This window comes from Pseudomonas sp. Q1 (genome assembly GCF_009935975.1).
In the GTDB taxonomy this organism is placed as follows: domain Bacteria; phylum Pseudomonadota; class Gammaproteobacteria; order Pseudomonadales; family Pseudomonadaceae; genus Aquipseudomonas; species Aquipseudomonas palleroniana.
In genome coordinates this window covers 1-18,991 of sequence record NZ_QODI01000033.1, presented here as the reverse complement: position 1 = coordinate 18,991, position 18,991 = coordinate 1, and the positions used below count along the sequence as shown (strand labels likewise).

At 61.0% G+C, this 18,991-nt stretch carries 16 protein-coding genes; 5 read left to right on the top strand and 11 right to left on the bottom strand.

From position 1 onward, the window contains the following. Positions 1-147: 147 nt before the first annotated feature. Entirely contained in the window at positions 148-924 is a 777-nt protein-coding gene (locus DK870_RS28815) for an ABC transporter substrate-binding protein (protein WP_161550393.1), read from the bottom strand. A 259-nt stretch (positions 925-1,183) separates the two neighbouring features. On the opposite strand from DK870_RS28815, the gene DK870_RS28810 reads away from it, so the two are divergent. Beyond that, positions 1,184-2,878, top strand: a complete 1,695-nt coding sequence (locus DK870_RS28810) for an AMP-binding protein (protein WP_161550392.1) — start codon at positions 1,184-1,186, stop codon at positions 2,876-2,878. Between the two features lie 55 nt (positions 2,879-2,933). Here DK870_RS28810 and DK870_RS28805 read toward each other — a convergent pair whose 3' ends face one another. Next, a complete protein-coding gene (locus DK870_RS28805) occupies positions 2,934-3,422 on the bottom strand; it encodes a DUF2938 domain-containing protein (RefSeq protein WP_161550391.1) in 489 nt (162 codons plus the stop codon). A gap of 81 nt (positions 3,423-3,503) precedes the next feature. Between DK870_RS28805 and DK870_RS28800 the strand changes: the two genes are divergently transcribed. Then, entirely contained in the window at positions 3,504-3,941 is a 438-nt protein-coding gene (locus DK870_RS28800) for a helix-turn-helix domain-containing protein (protein ID WP_161550390.1), read from the top strand. A gap of 9 nt (positions 3,942-3,950) precedes the next feature. On the opposite strand, the gene DK870_RS28795 is transcribed toward DK870_RS28800, so the two are convergent. Together DK870_RS28795 and DK870_RS28790 are read right to left on the bottom strand one after the other, a co-directional pair. Next, complete coding sequence (locus DK870_RS28795; protein ID WP_161550395.1) at positions 3,951-5,261, bottom strand: glycosyltransferase family 39 protein; 1,311 nt, start codon at positions 5,259-5,261, stop codon at positions 3,951-3,953. A 195-nt stretch (positions 5,262-5,456) separates the two neighbouring features. Then, positions 5,457-6,224, bottom strand: coding sequence for an SDR family NAD(P)-dependent oxidoreductase (locus DK870_RS28790; protein ID WP_104993301.1), 768 nt, complete (start codon positions 6,222-6,224; stop codon positions 5,457-5,459). 137 nt (positions 6,225-6,361) lie between these two features. Here DK870_RS28790 and DK870_RS28785 point away from each other — a divergent pair, with 137 nt between their 5' ends. Then, the gene (locus tag DK870_RS28785; protein ID WP_161550389.1) at positions 6,362-7,510 is read left to right on the top strand and encodes an aldose epimerase family protein; all 1,149 of its coding nucleotides are present in this window, start codon (positions 6,362-6,364) and stop codon (positions 7,508-7,510) included. A 237-nt stretch (positions 7,511-7,747) separates the two neighbouring features. Here DK870_RS28785 and araH read toward each other — a convergent pair whose 3' ends face one another. From araH to DK870_RS28750, 7 genes are read right to left on the bottom strand one after another with little or no spacing between them, the layout of a single operon-like run. After that, entirely contained in the window at positions 7,748-8,716 is a 969-nt protein-coding gene (gene araH, locus DK870_RS28780; RefSeq protein WP_060756379.1) for an L-arabinose ABC transporter permease AraH, read from the bottom strand. 9 nt (positions 8,717-8,725) lie between these two features. After that, the gene (gene araG / locus DK870_RS28775; RefSeq protein WP_161550394.1) at positions 8,726-10,228 is read right to left on the bottom strand and encodes an L-arabinose ABC transporter ATP-binding protein AraG; all 1,503 of its coding nucleotides are present in this window, start codon (positions 10,226-10,228) and stop codon (positions 8,726-8,728) included. After that, the gene (locus DK870_RS28770; protein WP_161550388.1) at positions 10,225-11,229 is read right to left on the bottom strand and encodes a substrate-binding domain-containing protein; all 1,005 of its coding nucleotides are present in this window, start codon (positions 11,227-11,229) and stop codon (positions 10,225-10,227) included. Before DK870_RS28770 ends, araG begins: the two co-directional genes overlap by 4 nt. 38 nt (positions 11,230-11,267) lie before the next feature. After that, the gene (locus tag DK870_RS28765; protein ID WP_104993299.1) at positions 11,268-12,131 is read right to left on the bottom strand and encodes an SMP-30/gluconolactonase/LRE family protein; all 864 of its coding nucleotides are present in this window, start codon (positions 12,129-12,131) and stop codon (positions 11,268-11,270) included. Between the two features lie 16 nt (positions 12,132-12,147). Next, entirely contained in the window at positions 12,148-13,728 is a 1,581-nt protein-coding gene (locus DK870_RS28760; protein ID WP_161550387.1) for an aldehyde dehydrogenase (NADP(+)), read from the bottom strand. Positions 13,729-13,738: 10 nt separating this feature from the next. Next, positions 13,739-14,728: an AraD1 family protein gene (gene araD1 / locus DK870_RS28755; RefSeq protein WP_104993297.1), complete on the bottom strand. Its 990-nt coding sequence runs from the start codon at positions 14,726-14,728 to the stop codon at positions 13,739-13,741. A 15-nt stretch (positions 14,729-14,743) separates the two neighbouring features. Continuing rightward, the gene (locus DK870_RS28750) at positions 14,744-16,066 is read right to left on the bottom strand and encodes an MFS transporter (protein WP_104993296.1); all 1,323 of its coding nucleotides are present in this window, start codon (positions 16,064-16,066) and stop codon (positions 14,744-14,746) included. A 191-nt stretch (positions 16,067-16,257) separates the two neighbouring features. Here DK870_RS28750 and DK870_RS28745 point away from each other — a divergent pair, with 191 nt between their 5' ends. Then, positions 16,258-17,994, top strand: a complete 1,737-nt coding sequence (locus DK870_RS28745) for an IlvD/Edd family dehydratase (protein ID WP_161550386.1) — start codon at positions 16,258-16,260, stop codon at positions 17,992-17,994. A gap of 48 nt (positions 17,995-18,042) precedes the next feature. Then, positions 18,043-18,765, top strand: a complete 723-nt coding sequence (locus DK870_RS28740; RefSeq protein ID WP_060756387.1) for a FadR/GntR family transcriptional regulator — start codon at positions 18,043-18,045, stop codon at positions 18,763-18,765. Positions 18,766-18,991: the final 226 nt, after the last annotated feature.

The window sequence follows — 18,991 nt, the reverse complement described above, 5'->3', positions numbered from 1 at the left end:
TTGCTCCCGATAGCGGTGTGTCAGGTTCAGAAACCGTGACTGACACACCGCTATCGGGAGCAAGCCCCCTCCCACAGGTTATCCATCGTCTGCTCTATCGCTTAGCTGACAGACATTAGGACAAGCCCGCAGTTGGGACTAGGGTTATCAATCGCCGTAGATGTCGGACTTGAAGTACTGCTGGGAAATCTTCTGGTACTCGCCGCTCGCGCGGATGCCGTCAATCGCGGCGTTCAGCTCACTGACCAACGCCGTGTTGCCCTTGCGCACCGCAATACCGGCGCCCTCGCCCACGTACTTGGGGTCCTTTAGCTCCGGGCCGACAAAGGCATAGCCCTTGCCACGCGGCATCGACAGGAAGTCGCTGAGGGGGATGGTGTCGGCGAAAATCGCATCCAGGCGGCCTGCGGCCAGGTCCATGTAGATCTCTTCATTGTTGCTGTAGCGCTTGACGTTGATCCCTTGGGGTTCAAACACCTCGGTGGCATAGCGGTCGGTGGTCGTGGCGCGTTGCACACCGACGGTCTTGCCCTTGAGGCTGGCGTACTGATCGTCCACCACCGCCCCCTCCTTCATCACCAGCCGCGAGCCGGTGAAGTAATACTTGTGGGTGAAATCCACCGACTTCCTGCGGTCTTCGTTGATGGTCATGGACGACAAGGCCATGTCGATTTTCTTCACCTTGAGGGAAGGAATCAGCCCGTCGAACTCACCCTCTACCCACACGCACTTGGCTTGCATCTGCGCGCATAACGCGTTGCCGATGTCGTAGTCGAACCCGACGATCTTGCCTTCCTGGGTCTTGGAAGCGAACGGTGGATAGGCCGCTTCAATGCCGATGCGCAGGGTTCTCTCGGCGGCCAGCAGATGGCTGGAGGCGATCAAGCCCAAGGTCAAGGCTGTGATGAGCGCGCGTTTCTTCATGGTCGTGTTCTCGCAAATTGTTGTTGGTTTGGCAAGCGTGAAGAACGAGGTGACGCTACTTTTTGTACTTATAATTCCATACTGGACTTTTATGTATTAACCGTCAATCACACCTCGATGTTGCCGCCCCCCATGACTTTTTTGCACAACGCAGTGGTGTTTTTGAGCGTTCTGCTCTGATTTATGCGTGCCTATACTCGGCTCAGCCACCCGGTCGCGCCGGGGGCCAGTCCCACAACAATAATTAAGGACAGCCACCATGACCCAGCCCTTCCTGGCCGCTCGGGATTTTCTCCTCGCTCACCGCACTGACTACGCCACCGCCGTCCGCGATTTCCGCTGGCCGCAGCTGGACGCATTCAACTGGGCCTTGGATTACTTCGATGCCATGGCTGAGGGCAATTCGGCCGATGCACTGTGGATCGTCGAAGAAGACGGCAGTGAGCAGCGCTACAGCTTCCAGCAACTGTCGGCACGCTCCAACCAGGTCGCCAACCACCTGCGTGCCCTCGGGGTGCGGCGTGGTGAGCGCATCCTGTTGATGCTCGGCAATGATGTGGCGCTGTGGGAAACCATGCTCGCCGCCTTCAAGCTCGGCGCCGTGGTCATCCCCGCCACGGCGCTGTTGAACCCCGATGACCTGCGCGACCGTATCGAGCGCGGGCAAGTACGCCATCTGGTGGTCGGCCAGGCACATATCAGCAAGTTCACCGGCCTGGCTGACGGCTGTAATCGTATCTGTGTCGGCTCGCCACCCTCCGGTTGGGTCGCCCACAGTGCCGCCTTCGAATATCCCGAAGCGTTCCAAGCCGACGGCAGCACCCAGGCCATCGATCCGATGCTGCTGTACTTCACCTCCGGCACCACCTCGAAACCCAAAATGGTGTTGCACAGTCACCAGAGCTATCCGGTGGGCCACCTGTCGACTATGTACTGGATCGGCCTGCAGCCGGGCGACCTGCACCTGAATATTTCCTCGCCGGGCTGGGCCAAGCATGCCTGGAGCTGCCTCTTCGCCCCCTGGAATGCCGGTGCCTGCATCTTTATTCATAACGTGGCGCGGTTCAGCGCACCGGCCCTGCTCGGCGCACTGGAACGCTACGGCGTGACCAGCCTGTGCGCACCGCCCACGGTGTGGCGCATGCTGATCCAGGAAGACCTGGCCTCCTACAAGCCACGCCTGAACCTGCGTGAACTGGTGGGCGCCGGTGAGCCGCTGAATCCGGAAATCATCGAGCAGATCCAGCTGGCCTGGGGGTTGCCGCTGCGCGACGGTTTTGGCCAGTCGGAAACCACCGCCCTGGTCGGCAACACACCCGGCCAGGTGCTCAAGCCAGGCTCCATGGGCCGCCCATTACCGGGTTACCAAGTGGCGCTGCTCGATCCCGACGGCCGGCCCGGCACCGAGGGAGAAGTCGCCTTGCCCCTGGCGGTACGCCCGCTCGGCTTGATGCTCGGCTACGAAGACAGCCCGGAAAAAACCGCAGAAGTGATGCGCGACGGCTACTACCGCACCGGCGACACCGCACAGATCGACACCGACGGTTACATCACGTTCGTGGGGCGCGCCGACGATGTGTTCAAAGCCTCCGACTATCGCATCAGCCCTTTCGAGCTGGAGAGCGCACTGATCGAACACCCGGCCGTGATGGAAGTGGCCGTGGTGCCGAGCCCCGACCCGTTGCGCCTGGCCGTGCCCAAGGCATTCCTGATCCTGGCCCATGACAGCGTCGGCGACGCCGAGTTGGCCCGCCACATCCTGGCTTTCGCCCGTGAACAATTGGCACCCTACAAGCGGGTGCGGCGTATCGAGTTCGTCAGCGAGCTGCCCAAGACCATTTCCGGCAAGATCCGCCGCGTGGAACTGCGCCAGATGGAAGTGCTGCGTCGCCAGGGTGATACACGAGGTGAACACGAGCACTTCGAGGAAGACTTTGTGCAGCCCCAGGGCTGAAAAAAGCCACAGGGGCGACGCTACGGCATTGGCCGCGATTGCATTGGGTGCCCCTCTAGGCCCAGCTAATCGCGACCCCGGCCAGGTAGAGGCCCACGCCGAACACGGCATGGCTGATCAAACTGCGCAAGCGGTTCTTGCCCGGCGTCGGCGTCCTGGAGGATGCGAATCCCGCCCCCATGGCGGGCTGTATCACACACAGTGGTACAGCCACTGTGACCACGCCCCACGCGAATGCCGGCAGGAAGGTGGGTTGCTGCAGCCAGTCAACACCTTGAATCCACACCAGCAACACGGCAAACACAACGCCTGTGACGTAGTGCGCAATCCAGCCCAGAGCGACTTCACCTCGCACGGGCATCGCTTGCCCAATGCTGCGATGAGCGAACTGCCCTCGGCAGGCATGCCCGACCCAGCGTCCAACCAGCGCGAAATTCAGCGTTGGAACGCCAAGGGCTTTCAGGATCAACATCCACACATCCATCACCACCGTAGCCCCGGCGCCCAACAAAACAACCTGTGCAGCCATCTCCAGCGATGCCATATTCACCTCTTGTCCATGGACCGATTAAACATGCGCAGGCATCATAGAAGTTGAAGTCAACTTCAAGTCAATGGTCTATCAATGGATATCACTGAGGTCGTCAAGCGCACGGGCATTCCTGCCCACACCTTGCGTTTCTATGAGAAGAAAGGCTTGATCACGGCAATAAGCCCACCCGGCGCTCGCCGCCAGTTTGCCGCAGCAGTGGTCGAGCAATTGGCGGTGATTGCACTCGGGCAAGCGGGAGGCCTCTCACTGGACGAGATACAGGCCATGCTGCCCGCCAGTGGTCAGGTGACCGTGGACAGAGCGGTGCTGTTGGCCAAGGCCGATGAGCTTGATGCGACGGTCAAGCAACTGCAGGCCATGAGCAAGGGCTTGCGGCATGCCGCCGCATGCTCTGCACCCAGCCACGCGCAATGCCCGAATTTTCGCCGGTTACTCAACATTGCCGCAGCGGGAGCCTTCAAGCGCTCCAGGCACAGGGCCGGCCCTGCGGATAGCCTCATGCACCGCTGACGGCATGCCTTACCAAAACCAATAAGGCAGGAATTTGGGAGTCGGCTCATTGGCCAACTCCAAATGGTAAGTAATGGAATTAAAGAAAAACAAATCCAGCAGGAGAAAGGCGGCGGCACCAAAGCAGAAAACCACGAACTCGCGATGTGGGTAGGTGCGCAGGCGCGACTCCATCCAGGGCCGAAGTGCAGCGAGAGCAATCAAGCCAACGGACGCACCAAGATAATTGGGATGAAGGGGCGTGTGGGCATATAAACCATGAACCCAAGCCAGCAATAGCATGCCCAGCCCGATCACCGGCAAGTTCAAGCAAAACTTCAACAACTTTTGCCGCGTCCTTGCAAATAGCTGGCTACGTTCTACAAAAATATAAGCGGCCAACAATGAAATAGCGGGTGTGATCGACAGTATATAACGCGCCTTCTTCGAACTGGGGATCGTGAACAGCACGAGCACCACCAAGAACCAGCCGGTGAGATACAACAGCATGTCTGTCGACGGGTGAGGTGTATCGGCAAAAAACTGCTTGCCCTTCTTGATAATGACGCCCACAGCAATTAAAGCGGTGACGCCATAGGTCAACAGGCCCGCCGAAAAATAGAAGTAGTAACGGGGAGCGTGATCACTGCCAAAGCGTCCCAGTCCCTGCATGACCAGCACCTCATGCAGGAAAGCCTCGCCGCCTTGTAAATAGGCCGCCCACGCGAGTATGGCAACCCCCAAGGCCAGCACCACGCCAGCCAGCAAGGAAAACACCACCAGCATGCGCCACTGTCGGCTCAGCAGATAGTAAGAGGCGACCACACTGGCCGGACCAATCAGGCCAATCGGGCCACGAAACGCAAAGCCCAGCGCAAGAACCGCGAGAACCAGCAGCAAGCGCAAACGTTGCTTGTACATCTCTCCCGTATAAGCCAGGTAAAAACACATCACCGTAAACAGTGCCGGGTAGACATCCAGCGCCAAGGAATTCACCCCGTCCAGGAAAGACCAGGTGAACAGCGCAAAGACGACACCGTATGCGCCCCATTTCTTTTCATGCAGTGCTCCCAGCTTGTAAATGAACACCAGCATCAAGGCGGCGGCTATACAAAAGGGAACGCCCATCGAAAGAATCGAGATGCGCCCAAATGGCAGGGAGACCAGATAGACAAGTAATGTATTGAAGACCGTATAGTCAGGATAGGGCTGCAGATCATCCGCAATGGGAAACAGGGTGACGCCGTACTGCAGCATATATTCGGCAAAATCGACAAAGCGCGTGGTGTAGTTGAGTACCGCAGGCTTGTACTGCAATACCGCCAAGACCACAAAAGCCATGATGAAGATAAATGAGCACGGCTTTTTTAAGGCCACTTCCCTTAGTTTGTCCACACCGTTCCATCGCCCCCAGAAAACGCGCAAATTAGCACTTTGTTTTTTGGGTAATCCAGACGCTAAAAGTAAAGAGTTGTTAAAAACCGTACCTCGTCTCGAGAGCATTGGCCAGCCGGGCTACGGCTGGCCAAATCACACCTAAACCCAGCCGCCATCCACGATAAAGTTCTGCGCGGAGCACATCGCGGACACATCAGACGCCAGAAAAAGCGCCATATCGGCAATATGCTGAGGCTCGACAGACCCCGGCAAGCACTGGCTGCGGCTGATCAACTCGCGGGCCGCATCATCTACCCACATCGCCAACTGTTTTTCGGTCATCACCCAGCCGGGCACCAGTGTATTGACGCGGATACGGCTTGGCCCCAGCTCCCGCGCCAATGCGCGGGTCATGCCATGGGCGGCGGCCTTGCTGGCGGCGTATACGGGGTAGCCGGCGGACGCCATCATCCAACCGACCGAGCCCAGGTTGATGATCGAGCCGCCGCCGGCGCTTTTCATCATCGGCACCACGGCCTTGGCGGCAAAAAAGGCGTGCTTGAGGTTGACCGAGATCAGCTTGTCGAAGGTTTGCGAATCCACCTCGTCCAACGTGTGGCGCACGTCATTGGCTGCATTGTTGATCAGTACGCTGATCGGCCCCAGGGAATGCTCGAAACGCCCGATGGCGGCCTTATAGGCGATTTCATCGGTGATGTCGCAGCACACGAACTCTACCCTGTGCCCGTTTGAGTTCAGCAGTGCCGCCAGGCGCTCGCCCTGGCTTTGCGCGCGGTCCACAAAGGCCACCTTGGCGCCTTGGGCGGCGAAGGCACGCACCATGAATTCGCCGATGCCTGACGCGCCTCCGGAGATCAGTACGGTCTTGCCTTCAAGGTCGGGATAAACAGCCTGTGCAGTACTCATATAACGGTTGCCTCGATCAATTAGTCTTATTTTATTTTACGAAACCGGCTTTAAAGGCTATAAATTCGCTGTCACAGCGACAAATATCGCACATTAGTAGAACTATTCCACTCAAAACAACAAGAGGAAGTTCGATCATGAAGCACCCTCGATACCTGCTTTCGGGTCTCGCCATGTCCCTGCTGATTGCCAGCGGCGGCGCCCAGGCAGCAGGGCTCAGCAGCGAGCACAAACCGTTCGGTAAAACCAACGACGGCACGCCCGTCGAACAGTACATCCTGCGCAACAGCCATGGCATGCAAGCCACGGTGATTACCTACGGCGGCGTGTTGCAGTCGCTGAAGGTGCCGGACAAACACGGCAAGGTCGACGACGTGGTGCTCGGCTTCGATGATGTGCAGGGTTACCAGGCCGGCACGGCGTTTTTCGGCGCGACCATCGGACGCTTCGGCAATCGGCTCGCCGGCGGTGCCTTTGAACTCGATGGCAAACGCTACCAGGTGCCGCTCAACGACGGCCCCAATGCGCTGCATGGCGGCGCCCAGGGTTTCGACAAGCAGGTGTGGCAAGCCAAGCCGGTCAACGGCAAGGATTCGGTCGGCGTCACCCTCACCTACCTGTCCAAGGACGGCGAGATGGGCTTCCCGGGCAACCTGAAAACCGAGGTCACCTACAGCCTCAACGATAACAACGAACTGCACATCGACTACAAGGCCAGCACCGACAAACCCACCGTGCTCAACCTGACCAACCACAGTTACTTCAACCTCGCCGGCGCGGGTAACGGCGACATCCTCAAGCAAGTCGCGACCTTGCATGCCAGCCACTACACCCCGGTGAATGCCACCTTGATTCCTACCGGCGAACTTGCGCCCGTCCAGGGCACGCCGATGGACTTCCTCAAACCCACCGCCATCGGCCAACACATCAAGGATGATCACCCGCAACTGAAATTCGCCGAGCCGAAACAAGGCGGGTTCGACTTCAACTGGGCACTGGATAGCAAAGGTGATGTGAAGCAACTGGCGGCCGAGGTGCATGACCCTGAGTCCGGGCGGCGGTTGCAGCTCTACACCACGGAGCCTGGAGTGCAGTTCTATACCAGCAACTTCCTCGACGGCACAGTGAAGGGTAAAGGCGGCAAGCCGTACCTGCACTGGGGCGGGTTCACCCTGGAAACCCAACACTTCCCGGACGCGCCCAATCAACCGAAGTTTGCCTCGACCCGCCTGAACCCTGGGCAGACCTACACCCAGAACACCGTCTTCAAATTCACTACCGACTAAAACTGTGGGAGGGGCTTGCTCCTCCCACATTTGCTCCTCACATGGCTTGGATCAGCGCTGGCCAACAGCACCGAGGATCACACCGTCTTCAAACTCACCACTGACTAAAACTGTGGGAGGGGGCTTGCTCCCGATGACGGTGGGTCAGTTGTTACATCCGGTGCTGCACCACTGCTATCGGGAGCAAGTCGAATCGTCGCACCGCCCCTCCCACACTTGCTCTTCACATGGCTTGGATCAGCGTTGTTTCATGCGGTCGATGACCACGGCCAGCAGCAGGATGGACCCTCGGATCACATATTGATAAAACGTGTCGATGTTTTTCAGGTTCATCGCATTCTCAATGATCGCCAGAATCAACACCCCGGCAATCACATGCCGGATCATGCCGATACCACCGCTCAACGACACCCCGCCCAGCACACACGCCGAGATCACCGTCAGTTCGAACCCCTGGCCGATCATCGGTTGGCCGGAGGTCATGCGCGAGGCCAGGATCACCCCGGCCAGGGCGCCAATCACGCCGTGTACGGCGAAGATCAAGATCTTGGTGCGATCAACGTTCACCCCCGCCAGCAACGCCGCTTCCGGATTGCCGCCGATGGCCATGGTGTTGCGCCCATAGGTGGTGTAGTTGAGCAGCCAGCCGAAGAACAGGAAGCACAGGATGGTGATCAGGATCGGTACCGGCACGCCGAACAACTGGCCGTTACCGAACACAAAGAATTGATCCTGGGATACGCCCACCGCCTTGCCGTCGGCAAAGATATAAGCCAGGCCCCGCACGATCTGCATGGTCGCCAACGTGGTGATCAACGCGTTGACCCGCAGCTTGGCGATCACGATCCCGTTGATCAGCCCGACGACCAGGCCCATCACCAGCGCCGCCCCGATGCCCAGCATCACGCTGTCGGTATCGCGCATGACGATGGCCGCCACCACCCCGGCGCAGGCGATCACCGAGCCCACCGACAGGTCGAAGTGCCCCGACGCTAGGCAGAACAGCATGGTGCACGCGGCGATGCCCACGGTGGAAATTGCCAGGCCCAACCCGCGCATGTTCAGCGGCGAGAGGAAGTTATCGACCAGCAAGGCGCACAGCACAAAGATGCCCACCGCCGCCAGCAGCATCGCCCAGTTGTCGAGCAGTGCACGGATATCCAAGGGTTTGCGTGCCGTTGGCAACGCGTTGTTTTGAGTGGTCATGGTGTTCTCTCAGTTCGCCAGGCCGCGCGGCAGGGCCAGCTGCAGCAGGTTGGATTCAGTCGCGTGCTCGCGGATTTGTTCGCCGCGCATGGCGCCTTCGCACAGCACCAGGATGCGGTCGCTGATGCCCATCACTTCCATCAAGTCGCTGGACACCACAATCACCGCGATGCCCTGGGCCGCAAGGTTATGGATGATCTGGTAAATCTCGGCCTTGGCGCCGATATCGATACCGCGCGTGGGCTCATCCAGCAGCAGCACTTTCATCGGCATCGACAGCCAGCGGCCGAGAATGGCCTTCTGCTGGTTGCCGCCGGAGAGGTACAGGATTTTCTGCTCGGCATTCGGCGTCTTGACCTTCATCGCCTTGATCTGTTGATCGGCGTTGCCTTTTTCCCACCTCTCACGCAGTAACCAGCCAAACCTCGAATGCGCCCCCCGGGCACTGATGTTGATGTTCTCGGCCACGCTGGACAGCGGGATGATGCCTTCCTTCTTGCGATCCTCCGGGCACAGCAACACCCCGGCGGCAATCGCGTCGCGAGGCGAGCGCAGCGGCAATGGCTTACCACAGAGTTCCAGCGTGCCGGCGCTGGCACGTTCCAGGCCGCTGAGCAGGCGCAACAGCTCGGTGCGCCCGGCCCCGACCAGCCCGAACAACCCAAGAATCTCGCCTTTGCGCACCTCAAAACTGATCGGCTCGCGCAAGCCCGGGCCAAGCAGGCCGTCGACCTTGAGCGCCACCGCGCCCTGTTCGCGCGCACGGTAGTCGTAGATATCCTGGATATCGCGCCCGACCATGCAGGTCACCAACTGGTCGTGGGTCAGCGCACGCATGTCGTTGAAGGTGCGCACGAAGCGGCCGTCCTTGAACACGGTCACCGCGTCGCAAATACGGAACACCTCTTCCATGCGATGGGACACGTACAGCACCACTTTTCCCTCATCGCGCAAGCGCGCAATGATCGCCATCAAGCGGTCGATCTCCCGCGCCGACAGGCTGCTGGTCGGCTCGTCGAAGGCAATGACATGGGCGCCACGGGACAGTGCCTTGGCAATTTCCACCAGTTGGCGCTGGCCCAGCGACAGGCGTCCCAGCTTTTCGTCCGGGTCGATTTCATCGGCCAGGCCCTTGAGGCACGCCAGCGCCTGCTTGCGCAGCTGGCCTCGATTGACCACGCCAAAGCGCGTCGGCAAGTGCCCCAGGAACAGGTTCTCGGCCACGCTCATTTCCGGCACCAGGTGCAACTCCTGGTGGATCACCGCGACACCGCTGGCAATGCTGTCGGCGGCGCATTTGAAGGCCATGGTCTGCTCGCCGATCTGCACCGTGCCGCTGCTGGGGATGTAGGCACCGCCAAGGATCTTCAACAGCGTCGACTTGCCCGCGCCATTCTCGCCCATCAAGGCGTGCACCTGCCCCGGGTGGGCGGTGAAGCAGATGCCGTCCAGCGCCTTGACCCCGGGAAAGGTCTTGCCGATACCGTCAAACCGCAGGGCCGCAGCCATCATTTCCACAGCCCGATCTTGGTCAGTTCTTCCTTGAAGTTCGCACGGGTGATCAGCGTCACTTCGTCCATGGCGGTGTACTTAGGCGGCTCGGTACCTTTGGTGACCCACTCGTACATCATCAGCGCGGTGTTGTAACCCTCGATGTGCGGGCTGGGCAGCATGGAACCGAAGAAGCCGCTGTTGGCCTTCTTCAATTCGCCGATGGCGTCGGTGCCGTTGATGCCGATACCGATCACGTTGGCGGCGGCAAACCCTGCGCTTTCGGTGGCGCGCACGCCGCCGAGCACGGTGTTGTCGTTCATGCCCCCGATGATCAGGTTCTTCGCGCCGCTGGGCAGCTTGACCAGGGCCGAGTTGGTGGCGTCCATGCTGCCGGGAACGTCGAGCGTCTTGAGCGCGGCAGTGAGGATGTGGTCCTTGGGAATGCCGGCTTCTTCCAGGGATTTGATCGAACCATCGGTACGTTTTTTACCGGTGTCGAGCTCGTTGAAGGTATTGATCACCGCATAGGTGTCTTTCCAGTCCCAGCCACGTTTTTTCGCTTCGGCGGCCATCGCGGCGCCCTGCTTCTGGCCTACTTCGAAGGCCGCCATGCCCAGGTAAGGCACGTCTTCCATGAAGTTGCCCTTGGCATCGACAAAGCGATCATCCACCGCAATCACTTTCAAGCCGTTGGCCTTGGCCTTGGCGACAATCGCCGGGCCGAGGGAGACATCCGGCGGGCAGATCACAAAGCCCTTGGCGCCGTTGGCGGCCAGGCTGTCGATGGCCGAGAGGGTTTTCTCGCCGTCCGGCACGGCGATCTTGATCACCGTGAACCCATGCTCCTTGCCGGCTTTTTCGGCAAACGCCCATTCGGTCTGGAACCACGGTTCTTCGGCCTGCTTGACCAGAAAACCAATCTTCACTTCTTCAGCGGCCAGCAGCAGGCCACTCAGGCTCAGGGCCGAGACCACCACCGCGGTGCAGCACAGGGAACGGATACCACGACGAAGATTCATACGGGTGACTCCTTATTGTTGTTTTCAAGTCTGGTTGTTTAACCGGCAAAGCGGTGACAGGGTGTGCCTGGCACGTCGACCTCGATGGCCAGCAGCGCACCATCCAGGGGATGATCCAAGGGGCTGGCGGCACTGGTGATATACAGGGTGGTCAGGTTCGGCCCACCGAAGACACAACTGGTAGGCCGGCTGACGGGTAACTCGATGATGCGGTCCACCTCCCCCGTGGGCGTCAGGCGCAGCAGGCAACTGCCGTCCCAGCGTGCGTTCCAGAGGTAGCCTTCGGCGTCCATCGCCGAGCCGTCCGGGCCGCCGCGGCTGTGCGGACCGAACCAGACCTGTGGCGCTGCCAACTGACCGTCGGGCTGGATCGAATACTGGTAAAGCGTACCGTCCAGGCTGTCGCCAAAATGCACCTGGGTGCCCTCCTCGTTCCACAGCAACGTGTTGGGAATGCCCAGGCCCCGCAGCAACGGCGTGACCTGTGCATCGGCGTCGATACGGAACAGCCCGCCGGAACGCCGGGTAATCGGCAGGTCTTCACCGTGTTCGCCGATATTATTCTGCATGGTGCCCAGCCACAGGCGGCCCTGGGCATCGCAGCGCGCTTCATTGCCACGGTTGCCCGGCTGCGTGTCGGCCACACAGAGCAGCGTCAAGGCTTCGGTGCTCAGGTCGAGGCGATACACGCCACTGCTCAACGTCACCAGCGCGTCGCCACGGGCACACGGGATAAACGCCGAGACGTGCTCGGGCAGCTGCCAGATCTGCAACTGCCCGTTCATCAGGCGCAGTGCCTGTTTGCCGGCAATATTGACCCAATACAACGCCTGGGTCGGCACGTCCCAGAACGGGCCTTCGCCCAATTGTGCACGGTGTGCAGTGACCGCATGACACGACATGGAACCTCCGGGTGCCTTACAGCGAATCGCGCGATGGCGTGCCATTCACCAGGCGCTGGATACGCAATGGGTTGGCGTTTTTCAACGCGTCGGGCAGCAGGCTATCAGGGTAATTCTGGAAGCACACCGGGCGCAGGAAACGGTCGATGGCCAGGGTGCCGACCGAGGTGCCACGCGCATCCGAGGTCGCCGGGTACGGGCCGCCATGCACCATCGAATCGCATACTTCCACGCCGGTCGGGTAGCCGTTGAGCAGGATGCGCCCGACCTTCTGCTCCAGCAGCGGCGTGAGCGCAGCGAACTGTTGCAGGTCGGCCGGCTCGCCAATGATCGTCGCCGTGAGCTGACCCTGCAGGCCGTGCAAGGCGGCGTCTAGTTGGGCCGGGTCAGCCACTTCGACAAACACCGTGGTGGGGCCGAACACTTCTTCCTGCAGCACTTCATCGCCGTCGATCAGCAAGCGGGCATCGGCCTTGAACAACTGCGGCTGCGCCTGGTTGCCGGTTTGGGCATTCCCCGCCAGGTGTTGAATACCCGGATGCGCCAGCAACTTTTGCAAGCCTTTGCCGTAGCTGCCAAGCGTGCCGGAGTTGAGCATGGTCTGCGCCGGTTGCTCACCGATCAACTGCGCCACCTGCCGGGTGAACGCGGTGAACGCCGGCGAAGCGATACCGATCACCAGGCCAGGGTTGGTGCAGAACTGGCCGCAGCCTTGCACCACCGAGGCGGTCAGGTCGCGGGCGATGGTGTCGGCACGCGCTTGCAGGGCCTCGGGCAACACGATCACCGGGTTGATGCTCGACATTTCGGCGAACACCGGGATCGGCTGCGGGCGTGCCGCCGCCATATCGCACAGGGCACGCCCGCCTTTGAGCGAGCCGGTAAAACCCACCGCCTGGATCGCGGGGTGCTTGACCAGCGCCTCACCGACGCCACCGCCAAAGATCATATTGAACACGCCCGCCGGCATTTCGGTGGCCTCGGCCGCACGAATAATTGCGTTGGCCACCTGTTCAGCCGTGGCCATGTGCCCGCTGTGCGCCTTGAAGACCACCGGGCAACCGGCCGCCAGCGCGGCGGCGGTGTCACCGCCGGCCGTGGAAAACGCCAGCGGAAAGTTGCTTGCACCGAACACCGCGACCGGGCCCAGGCCGATGCGGTATTGGCGCAGGTCCGGACGTGGCAATGGCTGGCGATCCGGCAAGGCCTTGTCGATGCGCGCACCGTAGAAATCACCACGGCGCAGCACGCTGGCGAACAGACGCATCTGGCCGCTGGTACGTGCGCGCTCACCCTTGATACGGGCGGCGGGCAATGCGGTTTCGCGGCACACCAGCTCAACGAAGTTGTCGCTCAGCGCGTCCAGCTCATCGGCAATGGCGTCCAGGAACTGTGCACGACGTGCGGCACTCAAGGCACGGTAGGCCGGATAAGCTTGCGCTGCGGCCTGGGCGGCGGCGTCGACTTCCTGCGCAGTGGCCTGGTAGAAATCCTGCGGCAAGGCTTCGCCGGTGGTGGCGTCGATGCTTTGCAGCTTGACGCTGCCGTTGCCGCTGCGTTGGCCGCCGATGTAGTTGTGGCCAAGGAACTGGGTCATGTCGATCTCCTTAAAGGGGCACTACTTGGCCGGGTTCGAATGCCGCGTCAACGCTGCCGACGCTATTGACCAGCGGTGCGCCGAACTCGGCCTGGCTGATCTCGAAGACATCGCCCGGTTGGGTACGTATACCGTCGGCAAATGACAGCGTGGCGGTGCCGAAGAAATGGATGTGCACATCGCCAGGCTTGAGGAACTGCCGGTATTTGAAGTGGTGGTACTCGAGGTTTTCCAGGCTGTGGCACATATTGGCCTCGCCGCTGAGGAACTCGTTCTGCCAGATCACCTCGCCATTGCGCAGGATGCGGCTGGTGCCGGCCAGGTGCTGGGGCAACTCACCGACTCGCAACTCCGGGCCATAGCTGCAACTGCGCAGTTTGGAATGGGCCAGGTACAGGTAGTTCTTGCGCTCCATCACGTGGTCGGAGAACTCGTTGCCCACCGCGAAGCCCAGGCGATACGGCCGGCTGTCCGGGCCGATCACATAGAGGCCGCCGATTTCCGGTTCTTCACCGGCGTCTTCGGCAAATGGCGGCACCGCGAAGGCCTGGCCCGGACGCACGACGATGCTGCCATCGCCCTTGTAGAACCATTCCGGTTGCACACCGGCCTGGCCGGAGACGGGTTTACCGCCCTCCACGCCCCACTTGAAGATGCGCATGGTGTCGGTCAGTGCGCTGTCGTCACCGGCCTGGTGCATTTTGTCGCGTGCGGCGGCGCTGCCCAGGTGGGTCAGGCCGGTGCCGCTGATAAGCATATGGGCCGGGTCCGGATGGTCCAGCGGGGGCAGGATCTGCTGCCCGGCCAGCAAGGCCGCGTAGTCGTGGCTGGCGCCCAGGCCGAGGCTCTCCACCTGCTGCTGCAACTTGACGCCCGCCTCGATGGCGGCCAGCGCCAGTTCTCGCACGCTGCGGGCCGTCCGCACTTCGCGCAGTTGATGGCCGTCCACTACGCCGACGCGGCGCTCACCGTTGTGCAACTCAAACTGAACTAAACGCATGAAGCTTCTCCTCCATTAAGTACGGGTGGCGCCACGGGCACTGGCGGCGAATTGGTCGGCGGGCAGTACATGCTTGAGTTCCAGCAGGCGGTAGACCACGCCGGTCAGCAACAACCCGAACACCATTACGCCAGACAGGAAGTACAAGCCCGAGGCCAGGTTGCCGGTGTACTCCTTGAGTGCACCGATCACGAACGGGCCGATATAGCCACCGAGGTTGCCCACCGAGTTGATCAAGGCAATGCCCGCTGCCGCACTGGCGCCGGCAAAGAACCGCCCCGGCAAGGTCCAGAACACTGCCGTGCAGGAAAACAGCGCGAACGCCGCCAGGCACAGCGCCGCCATTTGCAGCACCGGCAAGCTCAACCAGGCACTGCAGAACAGACCAATGGCTCCCAACACATAAAGCACCGCGAGATGGCCGTAACGGTCGTTCAAGCGGTCGGAACTGCGCGGGATGATCAGCAGGCCGATGATGCCGAACACATAGGGCACGGCCGAGATGAAACCGGTGACCAGGTCAGTGCCACCGAACTGTTTGATCAGGGTCGGCAGCCACAGGCCCAGGCCGTAGATGCTCAGGGTGACCGGCAGGTAGAACAGCGCCAGCAGCAACACGCGCTTGTCTTTCAAGGCGTGCAGTGGGTTGCCGTGACGGGTCTGGCCGTAGGCTTGCAGGTCTTTGGTGAGTTCACCGGTCAACCAGGCCTTCTCGTCGTCGTTCATCCAGCTGACCTGCCGGGGACCGTCCGGCAGGTAGCGCAGCACCGGCCAGGTCAGCAGCAGCGCCGGCGTGCCGATCACAATGAACAGCCACTGCCAGCCGTGCAGGCCGAGCAGGCCATCCATGCCCAGCAGGCCACCGGAGACCGGGCCGGTGATCATCATCGCGATGGGTTGGGACAGGATGAACAACCCAAGGATCTTGCCGCGATGGCGCACCGGAAACCACTGGGTGATGTAGTAGAGCACGCCCGGAAAGAAGCCCGCCTCCGCCGCGCCCAGCAAAAAGCGCATCACATAGAAGCTGTGCGGGCCTTGCACGAAGGCCATGCCGATCGTGATCGCGCCCCAGGTCACCATGATGCGCGCAAACCAGCGTCGTGCGCCGAAGCGGTCGAGCATCAGGTTGCTGGGGATCTCGAACAGGAAGTAGCCAATAAAGAACAACCCGGCACCCAAGCCATAGGCGGCGTCGCCGATGCCGACATCGGCGCCCATGTGCAATTTGGCGAAGCCCACGGCGGAACGGTCCACGTAGGCGATCAGGTACAGCAGGATCAGGAAGGGAATCAATTTCAGCGTGATGCGCCGAATAAGCCGCAGTTCCTGGCTCATGGGTCGATCTCCGATTGTTGTTTTTATAGAAGCTCGGGGGACACCTCTCGCGAACATCCGCCAGGGTCATACCTCAGTTGAGACAAACTATATAGTAGGACTATTTGCAAAACAACTCTTCCAAAGCAGGGTTTTTACGCTTATGTTTAGCCGCAGATAGAACATATAGTCATACAATAAGAGAATCGATCATGTCTGATAAAAAGCCCGGCCTACGCTCCGCCCAGTGGTTTGGTACCGCCGACAAGAACGGCTTCATGTACCGCAGCTGGATGAAGAACCAGGGCATCGCCGACCATCAGTTCCATGGCAAGCCGATCATCGGCATCTGCAATACCTGGTCGGAGCTGACCCCGTGCAACGCGCACTTCCGCCAGATCGCCGAGCACGTCAAACGCGGCGTGATCGAGGCCGGCGGCTTCCCCGTGGAATTCCCGGTGTTCTCCAACGGCGAGTCGAACCTGCGCCCGACCGCCATGCTCACCCGCAACCTGGCGAGCATGGATGTGGAGGAAGCCATTCGCGGCAACCCCATCGACGGCGTGGTGCTGCTGACCGGCTGCGACAAGACCACCCCGGCCCTGCTGATGGGAGCGGCCAGTTGCGACGTACCGGCCATCGTGGTCACGGGTGGGCCGATGCTCAACGGCAAGCACAAGGGCCAGGACATCGGCTCGGGCACCGTGGTCTGGCAGCTCAGCGAACAGGTAAAGGCCGGTACCATCAGCCTGGATGATTTCCTCGCGGCCGAGGGCGGCATGTCGCGTTCGGCGGGCACCTGCAACACCATGGGTACCGCGTCGACCATGGCGTGCATGGCCGAGGCGCTAGGCACGTCGCTGCCCCACAACGCGGCGATACCGGCCGTGGATGCGCGGCGTTACGTGCTGGCGCATATGTCCGGCATGCGCGCCGTGGAGATGGTGCGCGAAGATTTGAAACTGTCGAAGATCCTCACCAAGGAAGCCTTTGAAAACGCGATTCGTGTGAACGCGGCCATCGGCGGTTCGACCAACGCCGTGATCCACTTGAAAGCCATCGCCGGGCGCATTGGCGTGGAACTCGACCTCGACGACTGGACCCGCATTGGCCGTGGCATGCCGACCATCGTCGACCTGCAGCCGTCAGGGCGTTTTCTGATGGAGGAGTTCTATTACGCCGGCGGCCTGCCCGCCGTGCTGCGCCGTCTGGGTGAAGCCAAGCTGATCCCGCATCCGAATGCCCTGACCGTGAACGGTAAAACCCTCGGCGAGAACACCCAGGACTCGCCGATCTACGGCCAGGACGAGGTCATCCGCACGCTCGACAATCCGATCCGCGCCGATGGCGGTATCTGCGTCTTGCGTGGCAACCTGGCGCCATTGGGCGCAGTCCTCAAGCCTTCGGCCGCCAGCCCCGAGCTGATGCAACACCGAGGCCGCGCGGTGGTGTTCGAGGACTTCGACATGTACAAGGCACGCATCAACGACCCGGAGCTGGACGTGGATGCCAACTCGATCCTGGTCATGAAAAACTGCGGCCCCAAGGGTTACCCAGGCATGGCGGAAGTCGGCAACATGGGCCTGCCGGCCAAGCTGCTGGCCCAGGGTGTCACCGATATGGTGCGCATCTCCGACGCACGCATGAGCGGCACCGCCTACGGCACGGTGGTCTTGCACGTCGCACCGGAAGCCGCAGCCGGCGGGCCGTTGGCTGCGGTGCAGGAAGGTGACTGGATCGAACTCGACTGCGCCAACGGCCGCTTGCACCTGGACATCCCCGACGCGGAGCTGGCAGCGCGCATGGCCGACCTCAAGCCCGCGCAGAAGCTGATCGTCGGTGGCTACCGCCAGTTGTATATCGACCATGTGCTGCAGGCTGACCAAGGCTGCGACTTTGACTTCCTGGTGGGTTGCCGTGGCGCTGAAGTCCCACGTCATTCCCACTAATTGGGATGCTATGATGCCGCGAATCTAAGTCAGAGCATCCCTGTCGTTATGGATCACCAGCCGCCCAAACCGCGCAAGAGCATGCATGCCCAGATCGTTCAGGACTTGGGCATGCACATCGTTTCCGGCCGCTTCAAGCCCGAAGAAAAACTGCCCCTGGAAGCCACGCTCTGCGAGGAATACAAGGTCAGCCGCTCGGTGTTGCGGGAGGCCACGCGAGTACTCAGCGCCAAGGGCCTGGTGTATTCCAAGCCGCGGGTCGGCGCGGTGGTGCGGCCGCGTGTGAAATGGCACTTGCTCGACCCGGACGTGTTGTCCTGGCTGATGCAGTCCACGCCCCATAGTGAGTTTTTCAACACCCTGGCCGGTGTGCGGCGCATTCTCGAACCGGAAATCGCCGCGATGGCCGCGACCACCGCCACCGTCGAGGACATCGCCACGATCGAGGAGGCCTACCGTGGCATGGAGACCGCGCAGACTCACGAACAATTGCTGCAGGCCGACCTGGATTTTCACCGGGCCATCGCCGACGCCACGCGCAACGATTTGCTCGCCTACATGTGCAACATGCTGTCGCTGCCGTTGCGCGAGTCGATCAATATCACCAACCGACGTCCGGATATCCAGGGCCTCAGCCTGCCCCGGCACAAGGCGATCCTCACCGCGATCCAGAACCGAGACGCGCTCGGTGCCCGGCATGCTTCGCTGGTGCAGCTGGATGACACCCGTGTGGCGCTGGATACCGTGATGAATGTGTTGACGCCGTTGTAGGCTCGTTGCTCGCCTCTTTCCCTATCTAAAACTCTGGTGCCAGGTTGGCACTTGTGGCGAGGGAGCTTGCTCCCGTGGCGGCCTATGGGCCGACCGGGATGTTGGAGTGGTCCGAGTACATATCCATTGCAGTGGTAACGGCTGATATTGGTTCCGCTCTTACAGCGGCTCACTTTTGGAAAGGCCCAAAAGTAAGCAAAAGGCCTTTGCCCCACCACTCGGCACC